The following is a 16,073-nucleotide window of genomic DNA, read 5'->3' on the forward strand; positions in this document are numbered from 1 at the left end:
GGGCGCGCTCAGCCCGCGTGTGCGGCGAGCTCGGCATCGAGAGCACGTGCCAGCACGCCGATGACCGGCCAGGCGCCCTCGGAGCTGTTGCCGAGCACGCTCACCGTCGTCTGCGTGCCGATCACGTGCCCCGACCAGAACGACGCACCCGCGTCGTAGCCCTCGAGCACGAGCACGGGGTGGCTCTCGTGCAGCCAGAATCCCATGCCGTAGCGCTTGCGCTCGGCGGGCACGTGGTGACGCGGGCGGATCATGTCGTCGACGGTGCTGGGCGACACGATCCGCCCGTCGAGCAGAGCCAGCCAGAACCGGTGCAGGTCGGCTGCGGTCGTGAAGGCCCCTCCGTCGCCGTTGCCCAGCACCGGCAGGTGCAGCGTGTTGACGAGGTCGCCCTCGTCGTGCACGTACCCCGAGGCCGCGTCGGCGGGCAGGTCGTTCAGCGGCAGGAAGCCGGTGCGCTCCAGCCCGGCCGGTTCGAGCACGACCCGCCGCACCAGGTCGTGGTAGGTCTGGCCGGTGACCCGTTCGAGCAGCACAGCCAGCACCATGTACCCGCCGTTGCAGTAGGCGAACCGGTCGCCCGGTCGGAACGTCTGCGGATGCCCGTCCAGCAGCGGCAGGAACGCCTGCGATGTCGTCAGCGTGTGCACGGGCAGCGTGAGCACGTAGTCGGCCGGATCCCAGTCCGCCTCCTCGTCGAGATAGTCGCCGATCCCCGAGGTGTGGGTCAGCAGGTGCTCGATCGTGACCGCCCCGTCGATGAGCGGAAGGTCGTCGCCGAGCAGCGCGCGCACGGGCTGATCCAGGCGCAGGGCGCCGTCCTCGACGAGGCGCATCACCGCGAGGGCGGTGAACGACTTGCTGCCGCTTGCGATGGCGATGCGCGTGTCGGCGGTCATCGGCGCGCGCAGGGCACGATGCGCGAAGCCCTCGCAGCGTTCCAGCACCCGCCGGTCGGCGATGTCGATCGCGGCCACCCCGGTGAAGGCGTTCTTCGCGACCGCGTCGTCGAGCGCCCCGGCGTCGATGTCCATGACGGGATGCTACGCGCCGCCCTCACTGTGCGGGAACACGGGCTGTCGCGTCGATTGCTCGCGGTGTCTCCATGAGCCGTTCCACCACGTGCGCGGCGTCGGTGGGGATGCCGATGAGCGACAGCGATGCGGCCGAGTGCTGCGCCGGCAGCCCCACGAAGCCCAGACCGGGGACCGCCGTCGCCACGCCGCGTTCGTGCAGCACCGGCCAGGCGAGCCGCCCGCGACCGGGCGGGAACACCGCGGGGATGTCGGTCCAGTCCAGCTTCGGCAGCGATCCGGTGCACCACACGACGGTCGTGGCGGAGAGAATCGAGCCGTCTTCGAGCTGCGGCGCACCGCCTGTCGCTGCCACGACGCGCCCGACGCGGCGGATGCCCGCGGCATCCAGATCCTTGAGCTTGTTGCGCACGAGACGCACGCCGTGACCCGCATGCTCTTCGAGGAAGGCGCGCCCCTTCGGGGTGTCCCAGGTGGTGGCGGCGAGACGGCGCAGCACGAAGCCGCTCATGAGGTTGCCGAACCAGGTGTCGATGTCGACCGGCACCTGGCCGGGGTGGCGGCCGGCGAGGATCGTGGGATGCCCCGCGGCGGCCGCTTCGAGGGCGATGTCTGTGCCCGCGTTTCCCGCCCCGACGACGAGCACCGTCCCGGACGCGAGGTCTTCAGGGCCGGCGTAGTCGTTCGAGTGCAGCTGCCGCGTGCCCGGGTCGAGCCGCTCGGCGAACGGCGGCACCACGGGCAGGCGATGTCCACCGGCGGCGACGATCACCCGGTCGGCCGTGATGGACTCCCCTCCGGCGAACTCGAGGATGAAGCGGCCCGCCTCGCGCGCCAGGCGCGTCACCTTCCATCCGGTGCGCACGGGCAGGGAGAGCTCACGCGCGTACTCCTCGAGGTAGTCGGCGAGCTGTGCGCCGGTCGGGTACTCGAACCGGCCCAGCCGCATGGGCATGCCCCCCAGGCTCGCCAGGCGCGCGGCCGTGAACAGGCGCAGCGACCGATAGCGCTCGCGCCAGGCATCCCCGATCCGGGGGTGCTCGTCGAAGATCGTGAACTCCTCGCCGCGCTCGGCCAGGAGACGGCCGGTGACCAGTCCGGCGGCGCCGGCGCCGATGATGGCGGTGTGGGTGTGCATAGCGGACATGAGAACCTCCTGCTCGCACGGTAGGAGCAGGCGGCGCGGCGCCGCATCGGCAGAAATGACCAATCAGGATGCCGCGGCGAGCCCATGCCGGAAGGCGTAGGCTGTTGCGCCGGCGCGGTTGGCGGCGCCCACCTTCGCGAGGATGTTGCTGACGTGGCGGGCCACCGTGCGCTCGCTGAGGAAGAGGTGCTCGGCGATCCGGCGGTTCGACCAGCCGCGTGCGACGAGGGCGATCACCTCTCTCTCGCGACCGCTGAGCCCGGCCTCGTCTGCCGCCGGTGCGGCGATGCGTTCGAGGCGCGCCAGATCGGGCAGCGCCCCGAGCGACTCCAGGGCGCGTCGGGCGGCGTCGAACTCGAGCTGAGCGCCCTCCTCGTCCCCGGCCGCCCGGCTCGCGCGACCGAGCGCGATGCGGGTCAGCGCGGCGTGATGCGGAGCGTCGAGGCGCTGCCAGTCCGACCAGGCTGCGCGCAGCAGCGGCAGCGCGCCCCCCGCCCGTTCGGCCAGTGCGACCTCGCCCGTCGTGTGCGCGGCGAGCGCCCGCAGGAAGATGGTGCCGAAGGCGGCGGCGATGCGCTCCAGCTCGCCCGCGGCGGCTCGCGCGGCCGGCAGATCGCCGTCCTCGAGCGCAACGAGCGCTGACGCGGCGAGCAGATCGGCTCGCTCGGCGGGCGCACCCCCTGTGGCGAGCGCTCGCGCCAGCCCCGCGCGGGCGCGGTCGAGCTCCCCGGCATCGCGATGCAGGAGGGCCAGGCCCGGCTGCACCTCCCGGCCCAGCGCCGCCGCCTCGTGGTAGGCCTGCTCGGCGCGGTCGCGCCGACCGGCGACGCGGTGCAGCTCGGCGAGCCGGTACCAGGCGTCGGCGCGGACGGAAGTCTGCCGCTCGGTGTCGCACACCGCGGCCGCCGCCTCGGCGGCGTCGCCCCACTCGCCGCCCAATTGCAGGATGGCGGCCCGATGCAGCGTGCACTCCCCGCGGAACGGCTCGAGCCCGCGCTGCGCATCGCACCACTCGTCGAGCTCACGGGTCCACACGCGGGCCCGCTCGAGGTCCCACCGCGCCAGCAGACTGGCGATCGCGGCGCAGTAGGCGGGTCCGGCTGCGCGGTCGCTGGGGCGGCCCTGTCCGATCATCAGCATCACGCGATCCAGCAGCGCGAAACCCTCGGGGTCGCCGGTCTCCGCGAGCGAGCGGCCCAGCCCCATCGTGGCGATCACCTCGAGGTCGGGCTCACCGCATGCGCCCGCCGCCTCGCGTGCCGAGCGCAGCAGCGGGATGGATGCCCGTGCGTCGCCGTGGTCGTAGGCCCCGGCCCCCAGGGCGAGCGCGCGGATCGTCGTCTGCAGCGGTGTCGCCGGCGGATCTCCGCACAGCTCGACCACGCGGTCCATCCAGGCGCGCGCCTTGAGCACACGACCGGCGTGGCCGAGCACGAAGCACAGCCAGAAGCCGCAGCGCACGGCGTCGTCGAGGCGGCCCGCGCTCAGGTACTCCTCGTGGGCGCGCGCCCAGGCGTGCTCGCAGGCATCCTCTCGGCCCAGGAACCACAGGGCCTGGCCCCACTCGTCCCACCCATCGGCGTCGAGTGTGCCCTGCCTGGCCTCCAGCTCGGCGCTGCGCGCCGGCCAGTCGACGACCGTCGCCTCGCGGATCGCCATGCGCTCATGCTAGATCTTGGCGTCCTGCCGCGGTATCACGACCTGTTTGATGATGAGGAGGATCGACGCGGTGACCGGGATGGCCACCAGGGCCCCGAGCAGCCCGAGCAGGGTGCCGCCGACGAGGGCGCCGATCACCACGAGGGACCCGGGCACCGAGATCGCGCGGTTCATGACCCGTGGGGTCAGCACGTACGCCTCCAGCTGCATGTACACGAGGTACAGCACGGCGAACAGGAGCGCCGGGACCCAGCCGGTGAACAGGGCGATGCCGGTGGCGATGCCCCAGTAGAGCACCGATCCGATGAGCGGGATGAGGGTGATGCAGAACGCCACGACGGCCATCAGCGCCGCGAACGGCAGCCCGAGCACCAGATGCAGGATCAGCGCCACGATCGAGTTGAAGAAGGCGAGGATGACCATGCCCATGAGATAGGCGCCGATCGAGTCGGTGATCTCGTCGGTCATGCCGCTGATCTTGGTGCGGTGCCGAGCCGGCGCGAGACGGTTGAACGCCTGCTTCATGGCCGGCAGCGACGCGAGGAAGTACAGGCTCAGCACCAGCACGATGATCAGGCCCGAGATGGTCGTCGCGACGGTGACGCCGAACTGGAAGATGCCCCCGCCGATCGCGGCGATGTTCGAGGGGTCGGTGAGGAACTGCTGCACCTCGCTGAGCAGCTTGCCGACCTCGTCGCCGAAGTTCTGCTGCAGCCAGAGATAGAACGGCGACGTCTGGAAGTTCGCGATGATCGAGGGGATGTCGCGCACGAACTGCGCGATCTGCGAGACCACAGCGGGGATGACCAGCAGCAGCACCGCAGTGAGCACGACCGCGAACCCCAGGTAGACGATGACGATCGCCCACCCGCGTTTCACGCCGCGGCGCTCGAGAAGGCGCACGATCGGGTCGAGCCCCAGGGCCGCGAACAGCGCGAACACGATGTAGATGATGATCGTCGAGAGGTTCACGAACGCCACGCCCAGCGCGAACGCGATGAGGCCGCCGAGGGTGAGCGCGAAGCCGGCGGCGAACGGGTGGTTGAGATTCGCCCAGAAAGTGCGCTCCTCCGGCACGACGATCGGCTCCGCTGCCGCCGCCGCATCATTGTCGACGTCTGTCATGGTCACACTCTAGGGGGCGGGAGGGCCGGGAAAGATAGGGTTTCAGCGAGGAGGAGCCATGAGCGACATCGCAAGCGACCATGCCGAAGCCGAGCTGCGGCGGCTGCGGGGCAGCATCGACAACATCGACGCGGCGCTGATCCATCTCCTCGCCGAGCGCTTCAAGGCGACCCAGCGCGTCGGCGTCCTCAAGGCCGAGCACGGGATGCCGCCCTCCGACCCGGCCCGCGAAGAGCAGCAGATCGCACGTCTGCGGCGTCTTGCCGAGGAGGCCGACCTCGACCCCGAGTTCGCCCAGAAGTGGTTCACCTTCGTCGTGGCGGAAGTCATCCGCCATCACACCGCCGCTGCCGGCGGCTAGTCTGCGGGTATGGCTCGCGAGCTCCCGATCGGAACCCTGCTCGACTCCGCCGATCCGACCCCGGCCCGCATCGTCGCCCCCCGGCTGAATCGGCACACCTTCTGGTGCGGGCAGAGCGGATCCGGGAAGACGTATGCGCTCGGCGTCCTGCTCGAGCAGGTGCTGCTGCACACGCGCCTGCCGCTGATCGTGCTGGATCCCAACTCCGATTTCGTGCGGCTCGGCGACCTGCGCGAGGATGCGCCCGAAGAGGATGCCGCCGCGCTCGCCGAGCGCGACATCCGGGTGTTCCGCCGCGACGACGAGAAGCATCCGCTTCATGTCCGGCTGCTCGGCATGCCGCTGATCTCGCGGGCGGCGATCCTCGGGATCGATCCGATGCACGACGCCGAGATCTACAACGCGATGCTGCACATCGAGCCGGAGGCGCAGTCCATCGGGCAGGGACAGCTGCTGCCGTACCTGCGCGGGGCGGAGCGCGACGTGCTGCGGCGTTTCGCGGTGCGGCTGGAGAACCTCGGCGTGGCCGAGTGGTCGCTGTGGGCGTGGGGAGGCCGATCGGTCACCGACGACATCGACGAGGAGCCGGATGCCACGGTCGTCGACCTCGGGTCGTTCGACACCCACGCCGAGTTCCGCGCCGCGGCGCTCGGGGTGCTCGACCACCTCTGGGAGAACCGCGTCTCGCGCCGGCCGCGTCTGATCGTCATCGACGAGGCCCACAATCTCTGCTCGCCGGATCCCGTCGACGCGGTGCACGCCCTGCTCACGGAGCGCATCGTGCAGATCGCGGCGGAGGGGCGCAAGTTCGGGCTCTGGCTGCTGCTGTCCACGCAACGTCCGTCGAAGGTGCACCCGAACGCGCTGTCGCAGTGCGACAATCTCGCCCTCATGCGCATGAACTCCGCCCGCGACCTGGAGGAGCTCGCGAACGTCTTCGGGTTCGCCCCCGAGAGCCTGCTGGCCCGCTCGCCGGAGTTCGGCCAGGGGCAGGCGCTGTTCGCCGGCGGATTCGTCCCCACGCCCGCGGTCGTGCAGCTGGCCTCGCGCCTGACCCATGAGGGGGGCATCGACGTCCCGGTGCCGCTGCGGTGAGCACGGCCCAGCGGGGCCGTTTGGCTTTCCCCTAGGCCCGTACTAGCGTGGATAGAGGGCCTGAGGGCCCTGCGACGACCAGTCCGCGGTCGTCCGCGGCGTCTGGGGATGTCCGACGGATGAACGTATGGTCGGCGGTCTGGGCTGTGCGTCGGAAACGCACGGCCGGCGATCGTCACCCGGACGCGACCGATGCGGCGCGCACCGCCGCCGAGGCAATCCACGTGACCACCGCTGTACCCGCCGTCGAGGCGAAGAACCTGTTCAAGGTGTTCGGACGCAACCCGCAGCAGGCCGTGCGCCGGCTCAAGGCCGGCGAGACCCGCGAGCAGGTGAGCGACGTCGGCACCGCCGCCGTGATCGACGCCGGCTTCACCGTCCAGCCCGGCGAGATCTTCGTGATCATGGGACTGTCCGGCTCGGGCAAGTCCACGATCATCCGCATGCTCAACGGCCTGCTGCAGCCCACCGCCGGCGAAGTGCTGGTCCAGGGCGCGAACGTCACCACCGCGCGCGCCGGAGAGCTGCGCGCGATCCGGCGCCGGTCGATGTCGATGGTGTTCCAGCACTTCGCTCTGCTGCCGCATCTGACCGTGCTCGACAACGCCGCGTATGCACTCGAGATCCAGGGCGTCGGCAAGACCGAGCGACGCGAGCGGGCGCGCGAGATCCTCGACAAGGTCGGCCTCGGCGACCGCGTGGACGCGATGCCGGATGAGCTCTCCGGCGGGATGCGCCAGCGTGTCGGCCTCGCCCGGGCGCTGACGGCGGGCACCGACATCCTGCTCATGGACGAGGCCTTCTCGGCGCTGGATCCGCTCATCCGCCGCGAGATGCAGGAGCAGCTCGTCGAGCTGCAGCAGGAGCTCGGCCGCACGATCGTGTTCATCACCCACGACCTCAACGAGGCGATGTTCCTCGGCGACCGCATCGCGGTGATGCGCGACGGGCGCATCGTGCAGAACGGCACACCGGAGGAGATCCTGACCGACCCCGCGAACGACTATGTCGCGCAGTTCGTGCAGGATGTCGATCGGGCGCGGGTGCTCACCGCCTCGGCCGTCATGGAGCCGCCGTATCTCACCGTGCCGCTGTCGGCGGGGGTGCGCGGGGCCCTGCGCGTGCTGCGCGAGCATCAGGCCAGCGCGGTGTTCGCGGTCGAGGGCCGGCGCCTGGTCGGTGTGGTCACCGACCGCGCGGTCATCCGTGCCGTGAAGGCCGGCGGCACCGACCTGCGGGCGATCGTCGAGAAGACGCGGTTCGTGCGCCCCGACGACCTGCTCACCGACATCGTCGAGGATGCCATCGGCTCGGCCCACGCGCTCCCGGTGGTGGATGCGGACCACCGCCTCGTGGGCGTGATCCCCCGGGTCACGCTGCTGGCCGCGCTCGGCAACGTGCCGGCCACCACGCGTGAGATCCCGATCGTGCCTTCGGCGGCGCTCGAGATCGCCGACGAGTACGACGTGCTCGAATCGACTTCGACGGAAGGGGCGCAGAGCTGATGGGCGGCGACGACGCGATCCGCATCCCGCTCGGTCAGTGGGTCTCCGACCTGATCGACTGGGTGATCGACACCTTCGGCGGCTTCTTCGACGTGATCGCCACGATCTTCGGCGGGCTGTACACCAGCGTCGCGTGGCTGTTCCTCACCCCGCCGTTCTGGGTCATCATCATCGCCATCACGGCGATCGCCTGGCTTGCGAAAGGCTACAAGCTCGCGATCGGCACCGTCATCGGGCTGCTGCTCATCGGCGCGGTCGGACAATGGACCCACGCGATGCAGACGATCGCACTCACCCTGGTGGCGGTGGTCATCGCCGTGGTCGTCGCGATACCGGTCGGCATCTGGGCCGCCAGATCGCAGACCGTCTCGGCCATCGTGCGGCCGATTCTGGACTTCCTGCAGACGATGCCCGCCTTCGTCTACCTGATCCCCGCGATCTTCCTGTTCGGCGTGGGGGTCGTCCCCGGCATCGTCGCGACGATCCTGTTCGCGATCGCCCCCGGTGTCCGCCTCACCGAGCTGGGCATCCGCGGTGTCGACAAGGAGGTCGTCGAGGCGGGCAACGCGTTCGGCGCCACCCCCGGCCGCATCCTGCGTCAGATCCAGCTGCCGCTCGCGCGCCCGTCGATCATGGCCGGCGTCAACCAGGTCATCATGCTGTCGCTGTCGATGGCGGTCATCGCGAGCATGGTCGGGGCGCCGGGGCTCGGCCGGGACATCATCCAGGCGCTCAGCCGGGTCGACATCGCGCTCGGCTTCGAGGCGGGCCTCGCCGTCGTGATCATCGCGATGATCCTCGATCGCATCACGGGGGCCTTCGCGGCCACAGGCCCCGCGCGGCGCCCGCGAAGGCGGGCCGTCACCGGCGAGAGCCCGGCGACCGCCGAGAAGGAACCCGCGGGCGCATGATGGCACATTCTTCGACGCCCCTGCGTCGAATCACCCGCGGTCTCCGCGGGCATCCCCAACACCCGTGACCACAGCACACGGGAGAAAAGGAAAGAGAACATGAGGAAGCGACACCTGCTGACCACGATCGCCTTCGGCGCCGTGGCCGCGGTCGCGCTGGCGGGCTGCGCGAGCGGCTCGACCGGCACGGAAGGAAATGACGGAACAGACGCCGGCGGCGACGCCAAGGGCGATATCACGATCGGCGTCTTCAACGGCTGGCCCGAGGGCGAGGCGGCGTCGTACATCTGGAAGCTCGTGCTCGAGGACCAGGGCTACACGGTCAACCTCGAGTACGCCGACGCAGGGCCGGTCTTCGCCGGCGTCGCCAACGGCGACTACGACTTCGCGCTCGACGGATGGCTTCCGCTGACGCACGCCGACTACTTCGCGCAGTACGAGGGTGACATCGTCGACCTCGGCTCGTGGAACGACGACGCCAAGCTGACGATGACGGTGAACGACAGTGCCCCGATCACCTCGCTCACCGAGCTCGCCGACAACGCCGCCGCGTTCGGCGACCGCATCGTCGGCATCGAGCCCGGCGCCGGCCTGACCAAGGCCACCCAGGAAGCGGTCATCCCGACCTACGGGCTCGAGGGCATGGAGTTCATCACCTCGTCGACCCCGGCGATGCTCGCCGAGCTGTCCAAGGCGATCGACGCCGGGGATGACATCGTGGTGACGCTGTGGCGCCCGCACTGGGCCTACGACGCGTTCCCGATCCGCGACCTCGAAGACCCCGAGGGCACCCTGGGCGACGCCGAGTCGATCCACACCTTCACGACGACCACGTTCGCCGAGGAGTTCCCCGAGGTCAACGAGTGGCTGACGAACTTCACGATGGACTCGGACACGCTGTACTCGCTCGAGAACGTCATGTACAACCGTGACGACACTCCCTCCGACTACACGAACATCGTCCGCGAGTGGATGGACGGCAACGCCGACTACATCAGCGGTCTCACCAGCTGACAAGCTGGCGCGCGAACGGATGCCGCGGTTCCCGTCCCGGGGGCCGCGGCATCCGCTTCCTGCCGGACGCTACGGCGTGGCCCGCCGCAGCGTCCCGTAGGACGAGATGCCGAGCGCCACGGTGAGCGCCAGCATCCACAGCGCCATCGTCAGCGGGGTCTGCGCGGCGAACCAGGCGCCCACGTTCCCCCACCACCCCTGCCAGGTGACGAGTGCGATCAGCGCGACGATCGCCAGGGCGAGGCCCATGAGCAGTGTCGTGAGCACCGTCGATCCGAACCGCTTGTAGATCGTGGCCACCCAGAAGCCGAGCACGAACACGAGCAGGGTCACGGCGAAGAAGAAGAGCCAGCCCTCGTACCACGCGCCGTCGGTGACCCACGGCACTGCGAACATGTACGAGCCCACGCCCCATCCGCCGGTGGCCAGCTCGGGGACGGCCAGGAGGGTGTAGAGGGTCGCGAGGACCGCTCCCGTGCCGGCGGCGAGGAGGCCGGTGCCGAGGTAGAACGTGCGCCTCGTGACGCTCATCGCCTGCGAGAACGGGAACGTGAGGCTCATGGCCTGCACGCCGATGACGAGGAAGTACCACAGGGCCGCCTGCGAGGCGCCGTTGAATCCCTGCCCGCGCGCCGGGGCGTCCCCCATCGCGGACGTGATGATGAAGTAGATCAGCCAGCTCACCACGAAGGCGCCGGCGATGATCAGCAGCGGAACCCAGATGAAGGTCTGCTTGTTGACCAGCTGCATGCGGGCGACGGCGAGGGTGCGGTTCATCGGACGACCTCCCGGGTCTCGGTGTCGGCGGCGTGCAGGGTGAGGCGCACGACGAGCTGCTGAAGGGGGACGGCGGCGAGCTCGAGCCCGGCGTCGGCCAGTTCGCGTCGCTCGAGCGGCGACAGCGCGCCGAGCACGGTCGCGCTGGTGACCCGGCCGAGGCTCTCGCGATGGATGACGTCGCGGCCGGAGAGGAACCGGTCCACGGTCGCGGTGTCGCCGAGGACCGTCGTCGCGCGTTCGCGCAGCTCCTCGGCGGACTCGTCGAGGAGCACGCGACCCCGGTCGACCACGATGACGTGCCCGAGCAGCGCGGCGACCTCGTCGATCAGGTGAGAGCTCAGCACGATGGTGCGGGGGTGCTCGGAGTAGTCGGCGATCAGGCGGTCGTAGAAGAGCTGCCGTGCCACCGCATCCAGGCCGAGGTACGGCTCGTCGAAGAACGTGATCTCGGCGCGCGAGGCCAGCCCGATGATCACTCCGACCGCTGACAGCTGCCCGCGGGAGAGCTTCTTGATGCGGCGTGTGAGCGGAAGCTGGAAGTCCTCGACGAGCCGGTCGGCGAGGTCCTGGTCCCAGTTCGGGTAGAACAGCCGCGCGATGCGCAGCGCGTGCGCCGCGGTGGCGTCGTCGGGGTACTTCTGACTCTCGCGGACGAAGCACATGCGCGAGAGCACGTGCGCGTTCTCGTACGGCGACTCGCCGAACACGCGCACCTCGCCGCTGGTGGCGAAGTTCTGCGCCGTCAGGATCGACATGATGGTGGTCTTGCCGGCGCCGTTGCGTCCGAGCAGTCCGTAGATCGTGTCCTTCTCGACCACGAAGCTCACGTCTTCGACGGCGACGGTCTCTCGGTAGCGCTTGGTGAGGTGTGCGACCTCGATGACGGGGCTCACGGGCTGGTCCCTTCGATGGTGGTGGATGCGGCGGCGGCGTGTTCGCGCAGCAGCGCCGTCAGGTCGTCGGCGTCGAGGTCGAGCTTGCGGGCCTCGGCCAGCAGCGGAGCGATGAATCGCTCGGCGAACGCGGCGCGCCGCTCGGCGAGCAGCTGGGCGCGCGCCCCGGCGGCGACGAACATGCCGATGCCGCGCCGCTTGTACAGGATGCCTTTCTCGACGAGCATGTTCACTCCCTTCGCGGCGGTGGCCGGGTTGATGCGGTAGAAGGCGGCGAGCTCGTTGGTCGAGGGCGCCCGCTCCTGTTCGGCGAGAGTGCCGCCGACGATCGAGTCCTCGACGCTCTCGGCGATCTGCAGGAAGAGGGCGCGTCCTTCGTCCATCGCCGACGCCTCCTCGTTGGTTAGTTACTCAACTAACTAACCAGGGATGCGCGTGGCTGTCAAGCCGACCGTGCGGGGATCACGGCAGGCGCTTGGGGCGGATGACGCGGCCCGGCGCCGTGTTCGTCGAGCGGGCCGGCACCGGCCAGGGGGCGGGCTGCGGATTCGGCTCCTCGCGGGGCTCCGGCTCCGGCTGCGCATCCGAGCGCACCGGGACCGAGCCGGTCGTGAGCTCGAGCGCGACCTTCTGCTCGAGCACCTCGATAGCGCCGTCCGACAGCGAGATGAGCCCGTCGAGCTCCTGCCGTACGCGGCGATAGGCGACCTGGCGCTCGGCCGGGGTCGCGGCCTGGTCGATCGCGACGGTCAGCAGCTGCTTGGCGGTGTCGAGACGCTTTCGCTCGTCCTCGCTGAACGACGAGTCCCGGAGGCGCCGCGCGTCGCGCTCGGCGACGTCGAACGCGACTTCGAAGTCGGTCACCGCGTCGCGGTACTCGGCCAGTTGCTCGGCGGAGACCTTCGCCTTCGCCGAATCGGGGCGGAGGTTGTCCGCCTTCTTCTTCGCGCGCAGGAATGCGGCCGTCAGTGGCTGGCGTCCGTCGCTCATCGCCGGGAACGCGATGAGCTTCGCGACATCCAGCTCGTAGTCCAGCCAGCGATGGGTCACCGCGTCGTGCGCGGCGAAGAGACGCTCCAGCTGCTGCGCCTGCGATTCGGGCTTCGCGGACGCGAGGGATGCCGCGCCGCCCGGATTCGCCCGTGCCGCCGCCTGCGCGGCCTTCAGCTCGCCTTTCGCCCTGATGATCTCCAGACGCCGCCGGTGCCGGCGCTCCAGCGCCTTCTGCCAGGCGCGCCCGAGACCCCCCAACATGCCCATGATGGGGAAGATGAGCCACCAGAAATGGCCCAGCCACTCGAAGAAGGGCTGCACCCTGCCATCGTAACCGCCCGGATTCGGGCGGTTTAGCATGGCAGGGTGGAGACGGTCCTGCTGGTGCTCGCGGGCTGGTGGTGGGTCGCGCCGGCGGCCGCAGGCGCCGGCGCCGCCACCTATGCCGGACTCACCGCGAAGAGCCGCCGCGCTCGCCGGCTCGAGCTCGACGCTGCCCGGCACGAAGAGGCCGAGGCGTATCGCGCGCTCATGCACGCCCGCGCCCTCGTGCGCACCGTCCGAGCCGAGCACCTGGCGGTGCGCGCACGCACCGGGATGCTCTCCTCGGAGACGCTGGAGGCCAAGCGTCGCCTGCAGCTGGCCAAGCGAGCGCACAAGTCCGCGGTGCTGGAGCTGCGGGCGACGCGCGCCCGGGTTCGGGCGGCCGCGGAGCAGTACAGCATCTCGTCGCGCACCGATCCGCTGCCGCTGCAGAAGGTGCTGGCGGCGCACGACGCGGTCACCGCGCAGTGGCTTCCCTACGAGGTGGATGCCGCCAAGGCGCTCGAATATCCCGCGATGACCGATGCCCGCCACCCCGCGACGCTGGCGTTCCTGCGGGCGCAGCGCGAGGCGCAGCGGCTGCGGCCGTCCACGGACGAGCGCGTCAGTCCGCAGCGGTTCATCGAGTACCGCACGGCGGTGCGCGTGCTGGAGGCGGCCTTCGCGGAGGCCGAGCGCCGCCACGGGGAGGGCGTCAGCCGAACAGGAGCGCGAAGACCGTGAATCCGCCGCCGACGAGGATGAGCGCGATGATGGTCACCCAGGCCGTCACCTTGATGCGGCGCTGCCGAGCGGTGCCGTACTCCTCGTCGGTCATGTGCCGATTCTAGGCACGCGGCACGGTCGCGCCGAACGCGGCGGGCAGCGTGTCCGCCGATGCGGACCGCAGCTCGTCGAGGGAGACGGTGAACAGGCCCTGCACCTCGAGCTCGTGCTCGCCGGCGGGGGAGGCGTCGGTCACGCCGATGCGCAGCACCGGGTAGCCGCGGCCGTCGCAGAGGCCGCGGAAGCGGACGTCGTCCTCGCGGGGCACCGAGACCAGGACCCGTCCGGTCGACTCCGAGAACAGGGCGGCCGCGGCATCCACCCCGTCGCGATCCATGAGCTCGTCGAGCCAGACGCGGGCGCCGACGCCGAACCGCAGCACGCAGTCCGCGAGCGCCTGGGCGAGGCCTCCGTCGGCGAGGTCGTGCGCGCTGCCCAGGAGCGACTGCTGGGATGCCGCGTGCAGCAGCTGCGCGAGCCGCTTCTCGTGTGCGAGGTCGACCTGCGGCGGCCGGCCGCCGAGGTGATCGTGGATCACCCCGGCCCAGGCCGAGCCGCTGAGCTCGGTCGAGGTCACCCCGAGCAGGTAGATGTTGTCGCCGGGATCCTGCCACCCGCTGGGCACGCGGCGGGCCACATCGTCGATGATGCCGAGGACGCCGACCACCGGCGTCGGGTGGATCGGGGTGTCGCCGGTCTGGTTGTAGAACGACACGTTGCCGCCGGTGACCGGGATGCCGAGCTCGACGCAGGCGTCAGCCAGCCCGGTCACGGCCTGCGAGAACTGCCACATCACTTCGGGGTTCTCGGGGCTGCCGAAGTTCAGGCAGTCCGTGACGGCTGCCGGAACCGCCCCGGTGACGGCGACGTTGCGGTACGCCTCGGCCAGCGCCAGCTGTGCGCCGGCGTACGGATCGAGCTGACAGAACCGGCCGTTCGCGTCCGTGGCGATGGCGAAGCCCAGCCCCGACTGCTCGTCGACCCGGATCATGCCCGCGTCGTCGGGGAAGGCGAGGGCGGTGTTGCCCATGACGTAGTAGTCGTACTGGTCGGTCACCCACGACTTGTCGGCGAGGTTCGGGCTCGCCACCAGCCGCAGGAACTGCTCGCGCAGCACCTCCGGATCGGTCGAGCGGGGCAGGGCGCTCGCCGAATCGTCCTGCAGCGCGTCGAGCCAGGCGGGGTAGGCGATGGGACGCTCGTACACCGGGCCGTCCACGGCGACCGTGGCGGGGTCGACGTTGACGATCTCCTCGCCGTGCCAGAAGATCTGCAGGCGGCCGTCTCCGGTGACCTCGCCGAGCACCGAAGTCTCGACCTCCCACTTCCGCGTCACCGCGAGGAACGCGTCGAGCTTGTCGGGCGCGACGATGGCCATCATCCGCTCCTGGCTCTCGCTCATGAGGATCTCCTCCGGCGTGAGCGTGGGGTCGCGCAGCAGCACCCGGTCGAGCTCGACGCGCATGCCCGAGCCGCCGTTGGCGGCCAGCTCGCTCGTCGCGCACGAGATACCCGCCGCGCCCAGATCCTGAATGGCCTCGACGAGGTCGCCGCGGTACAGCTCCAGGCAGCACTCGATGAGCACCTTCTCGGCGAACGGGTCGCCCACCTGCACCGCCGGCCGCTTGGTGGGTTTGGCGGTGCCGACGGCGCCGTCGGTCCCTGAGCCCGTCGAAGGGTCGGCGAAGGTGTCGGAGGCGAGGATGCTCGCTCCGCCGATGCCGTCGCCTCCGGTGCGGGCGCCGAACAGCACGACCTTGTTGCCCGCGCCGGACGCGTTCGCGAGCTTCAGGTCTTCGTGGCGCAGCACGCCCACGGCGAGGGCGTTCACGAGCGGGTTGCTCTGATACACCGGATCGAACACCGTCTCGCCGCCGATGTTGGGCAGGCCCAGGCAGTTGCCGTAGAACGAGATGCCGCTGACCACGCCGTGCACCACCCGCGCCGTGTCGGGGTGGTCGATCGCGCCGAAGCGCAGCTGGTCCATGACGGCGACCGGACGAGCGCCCATCGAGATGATGTCGCGCACGATGCCGCCCACGCCGGTGGCCGCACCCTGGAACGGCTCGATGTAGCTCGGGTGATTGTGGGACTCGACCTTGAACGTCACCGCCCAGCCCTCGCCGACATCCACGACGCCGGCGTTCTGGCCCATGCCGACCATGAGACGCTCGCGCATGCGGTCGGTCATCTTCTGCCCGAACTGGCGCAGGTGGATCTTGCTGGACTTGTACGAGCAGTGCTCGCTCCACATCACCGAGTACATCGCCAGCTCACCGCTGGTCGGGCGGCGGCCGAGGATGCTCTTGATCTCGGCGTACTCCTCGGGCCGCAGCCCCAGCGCCGCGAAAGGCTGCTCCCGGTCGGGGGTCGCGATGGCGTTCTCGACGGTGTCGGCAACGGGGGTGTTCACGCGGGGGGACTCCAAGTCTCGGGGCTCTGCCAGTCTATCCGCGCCGATCCGGCG

At 70.4% G+C, this 16,073-nt stretch carries 16 protein-coding genes; 6 read left to right on the forward strand and 10 right to left on the reverse strand.

Translation table 11 applies throughout. The features are described from left to right. Nucleotides 1–8: 8 nt before the first annotated feature. From ACIWQI_RS04790 to ACIWQI_RS04805, 4 genes are all read right to left on the reverse strand, one after another. A complete protein-coding gene (locus ACIWQI_RS04790; RefSeq protein ID WP_396655974.1) occupies nt 9–1,034 on the reverse strand; it encodes a serine hydrolase domain-containing protein in 1,026 nt (341 codons plus the stop codon). A 22-nt stretch (nt 1,035–1,056) separates the two neighbouring features. After that, nucleotides 1,057–2,181 (reverse strand): flavin-containing monooxygenase, encoded by a 1,125-nt coding sequence (locus ACIWQI_RS04795; protein ID WP_396655975.1) that lies wholly within the window; start codon nt 2,179–2,181, stop codon nt 1,057–1,059. A gap of 63 nt (nt 2,182–2,244) precedes the next feature. Continuing rightward, the gene (locus ACIWQI_RS04800) at nt 2,245–3,840 is read right to left on the reverse strand and encodes a LuxR C-terminal-related transcriptional regulator (RefSeq protein ID WP_396655976.1); all 1,596 of its coding nucleotides are present in this window, start codon (nt 3,838–3,840) and stop codon (nt 2,245–2,247) included. A gap of 9 nt (nt 3,841–3,849) precedes the next feature. Next, nucleotides 3,850–4,965, reverse strand: a complete 1,116-nt coding sequence (locus ACIWQI_RS04805) for an AI-2E family transporter (protein ID WP_396655977.1) — start codon at nt 4,963–4,965, stop codon at nt 3,850–3,852. 58 nt (nt 4,966–5,023) lie between these two features. Here ACIWQI_RS04805 and ACIWQI_RS04810 point away from each other — a divergent pair, with 58 nt between their 5' ends. The 5 genes from ACIWQI_RS04810 to ACIWQI_RS04830 all read left to right on the forward strand — a co-directional run bounded on the left by ACIWQI_RS04810 (nt 5,024) and on the right by ACIWQI_RS04830 (nt 9,851). Next, the gene (locus ACIWQI_RS04810) at nt 5,024–5,326 is read left to right on the forward strand and encodes a chorismate mutase (RefSeq protein WP_396655978.1); all 303 of its coding nucleotides are present in this window, start codon (nt 5,024–5,026) and stop codon (nt 5,324–5,326) included. 9 nt (nt 5,327–5,335) lie between these two features. Then, nucleotides 5,336–6,421 carry an ATP-binding protein gene (locus tag ACIWQI_RS04815; RefSeq protein WP_396655979.1) on the forward strand — a complete coding sequence of 362 codons (1,086 nt, stop codon included), beginning with the start codon at nt 5,336–5,338 and terminating at the stop codon, nt 6,419–6,421. 224 nt (nt 6,422–6,645) lie between these two features. Beyond that, nucleotides 6,646–7,926, forward strand: coding sequence for a glycine betaine/L-proline ABC transporter ATP-binding protein (locus tag ACIWQI_RS04820; protein ID WP_396655980.1), 1,281 nt, complete (start codon nt 6,646–6,648; stop codon nt 7,924–7,926). Beyond that, complete coding sequence (locus tag ACIWQI_RS04825) at nt 7,926–8,837, forward strand: ABC transporter permease (RefSeq protein ID WP_396655981.1); 912 nt, start codon at nt 7,926–7,928, stop codon at nt 8,835–8,837. The genes ACIWQI_RS04820 and ACIWQI_RS04825 overlap by 1 nt, the downstream gene beginning before the upstream one ends. Nucleotides 8,838–8,936: 99 nt before the next feature. Then, nucleotides 8,937–9,851, forward strand: a complete 915-nt coding sequence (locus tag ACIWQI_RS04830) for a glycine betaine ABC transporter substrate-binding protein (protein ID WP_396655982.1) — start codon at nt 8,937–8,939, stop codon at nt 9,849–9,851. Between the two features lie 69 nt (nt 9,852–9,920). Here the strand turns inward: ACIWQI_RS04830 and ACIWQI_RS04835 are convergent, their stop codons facing one another. The 4 genes from ACIWQI_RS04835 to ACIWQI_RS04850 all read right to left on the reverse strand — a co-directional run bounded on the left by ACIWQI_RS04835 (nt 9,921) and on the right by ACIWQI_RS04850 (nt 12,838). Further along, nucleotides 9,921–10,628: a hypothetical protein gene (locus tag ACIWQI_RS04835; RefSeq protein ID WP_396655983.1), complete on the reverse strand. Its 708-nt coding sequence runs from the start codon at nt 10,626–10,628 to the stop codon at nt 9,921–9,923. Next, on the reverse strand, nt 10,625–11,524 hold the full coding sequence (locus ACIWQI_RS04840) for an ABC transporter ATP-binding protein (protein WP_396655984.1): 900 nt from the start codon (nt 11,522–11,524) through the stop codon (nt 10,625–10,627). Before ACIWQI_RS04840 ends, ACIWQI_RS04835 begins: the two co-directional genes overlap by 4 nt. Next, the gene (locus ACIWQI_RS04845; protein ID WP_396655985.1) at nt 11,521–11,907 is read right to left on the reverse strand and encodes a GntR family transcriptional regulator; all 387 of its coding nucleotides are present in this window, start codon (nt 11,905–11,907) and stop codon (nt 11,521–11,523) included. Before ACIWQI_RS04845 ends, ACIWQI_RS04840 begins: the two co-directional genes overlap by 4 nt. Nucleotides 11,908–11,986: 79 nt before the next feature. Then, nucleotides 11,987–12,838: a hypothetical protein gene (locus ACIWQI_RS04850; RefSeq protein ID WP_396655987.1), complete on the reverse strand. Its 852-nt coding sequence runs from the start codon at nt 12,836–12,838 to the stop codon at nt 11,987–11,989. Nucleotides 12,839–12,883: 45 nt separating this feature from the next. Between ACIWQI_RS04850 and ACIWQI_RS04855 the strand changes: the two genes are divergently transcribed. After that, the gene (locus ACIWQI_RS04855) at nt 12,884–13,564 is read left to right on the forward strand and encodes a hypothetical protein (RefSeq protein WP_396655988.1); all 681 of its coding nucleotides are present in this window, start codon (nt 12,884–12,886) and stop codon (nt 13,562–13,564) included. Here ACIWQI_RS04855 and ACIWQI_RS04860 read toward each other — a convergent pair. After that, nucleotides 13,536–13,658 carry a hypothetical protein gene (locus ACIWQI_RS04860; RefSeq protein WP_396655989.1) on the reverse strand — a complete coding sequence of 41 codons (123 nt, stop codon included), beginning with the start codon at nt 13,656–13,658 and terminating at the stop codon, nt 13,536–13,538. The two genes, ACIWQI_RS04855 and ACIWQI_RS04860, sit on opposite strands and share 29 nt — an antisense overlap. A 9-nt stretch (nt 13,659–13,667) precedes the next feature. Further along, complete coding sequence (purL, locus tag ACIWQI_RS04865) at nt 13,668–16,019, reverse strand: phosphoribosylformylglycinamidine synthase subunit PurL (protein ID WP_396655990.1); 2,352 nt, start codon at nt 16,017–16,019, stop codon at nt 13,668–13,670. Nucleotides 16,020–16,073: the final 54 nt, after the last annotated feature.

Source organism: Microbacterium sp., from assembly GCF_044508325.1.
GTDB lineage: Bacteria > Actinomycetota > Actinomycetes > Actinomycetales > Microbacteriaceae > Microbacterium.

Bases quoted from the DNA above. Each gene is read 5' to 3' on its own strand.
- ACIWQI_RS04790 (WP_396655974.1), bottom strand. From the start codon at position 1,034: ATGGACATCGACGCCGGGGCGCTCGACGACGCGGTCGCGAAGAACGCC.
- ACIWQI_RS04795 (WP_396655975.1), bottom strand. From the start codon at position 2,181: ATGTCCGCTATGCACACCCACACCGCCATCATCGGCGCCGGCGCCGCC.
- ACIWQI_RS04800 (WP_396655976.1), bottom strand. From the start codon at position 3,840: ATGGCGATCCGCGAGGCGACGGTCGTCGACTGGCCGGCGCGCAGCGCC.
- ACIWQI_RS04805 (WP_396655977.1), bottom strand. From the start codon at position 4,965: ATGACAGACGTCGACAATGATGCGGCGGCGGCAGCGGAGCCGATCGTC.
- ACIWQI_RS04810 (WP_396655978.1), top strand. From the start codon at position 5,024: ATGAGCGACATCGCAAGCGACCATGCCGAAGCCGAGCTGCGGCGGCTG.
- ACIWQI_RS04815 (WP_396655979.1), top strand. From the start codon at position 5,336: ATGGCTCGCGAGCTCCCGATCGGAACCCTGCTCGACTCCGCCGATCCG.
- ACIWQI_RS04825 (WP_396655981.1), top strand. From the start codon at position 7,926: ATGGGCGGCGACGACGCGATCCGCATCCCGCTCGGTCAGTGGGTCTCC.
- ACIWQI_RS04830 (WP_396655982.1), top strand. From the start codon at position 8,937: ATGAGGAAGCGACACCTGCTGACCACGATCGCCTTCGGCGCCGTGGCC.
- ACIWQI_RS04835 (WP_396655983.1), bottom strand. From the start codon at position 10,628: ATGAACCGCACCCTCGCCGTCGCCCGCATGCAGCTGGTCAACAAGCAG.
- ACIWQI_RS04845 (WP_396655985.1), bottom strand. From the start codon at position 11,907: ATGGACGAAGGACGCGCCCTCTTCCTGCAGATCGCCGAGAGCGTCGAG.
- ACIWQI_RS04860 (WP_396655989.1), bottom strand. From the start codon at position 13,658: ATGACCGACGAGGAGTACGGCACCGCTCGGCAGCGCCGCATCAAGGTG.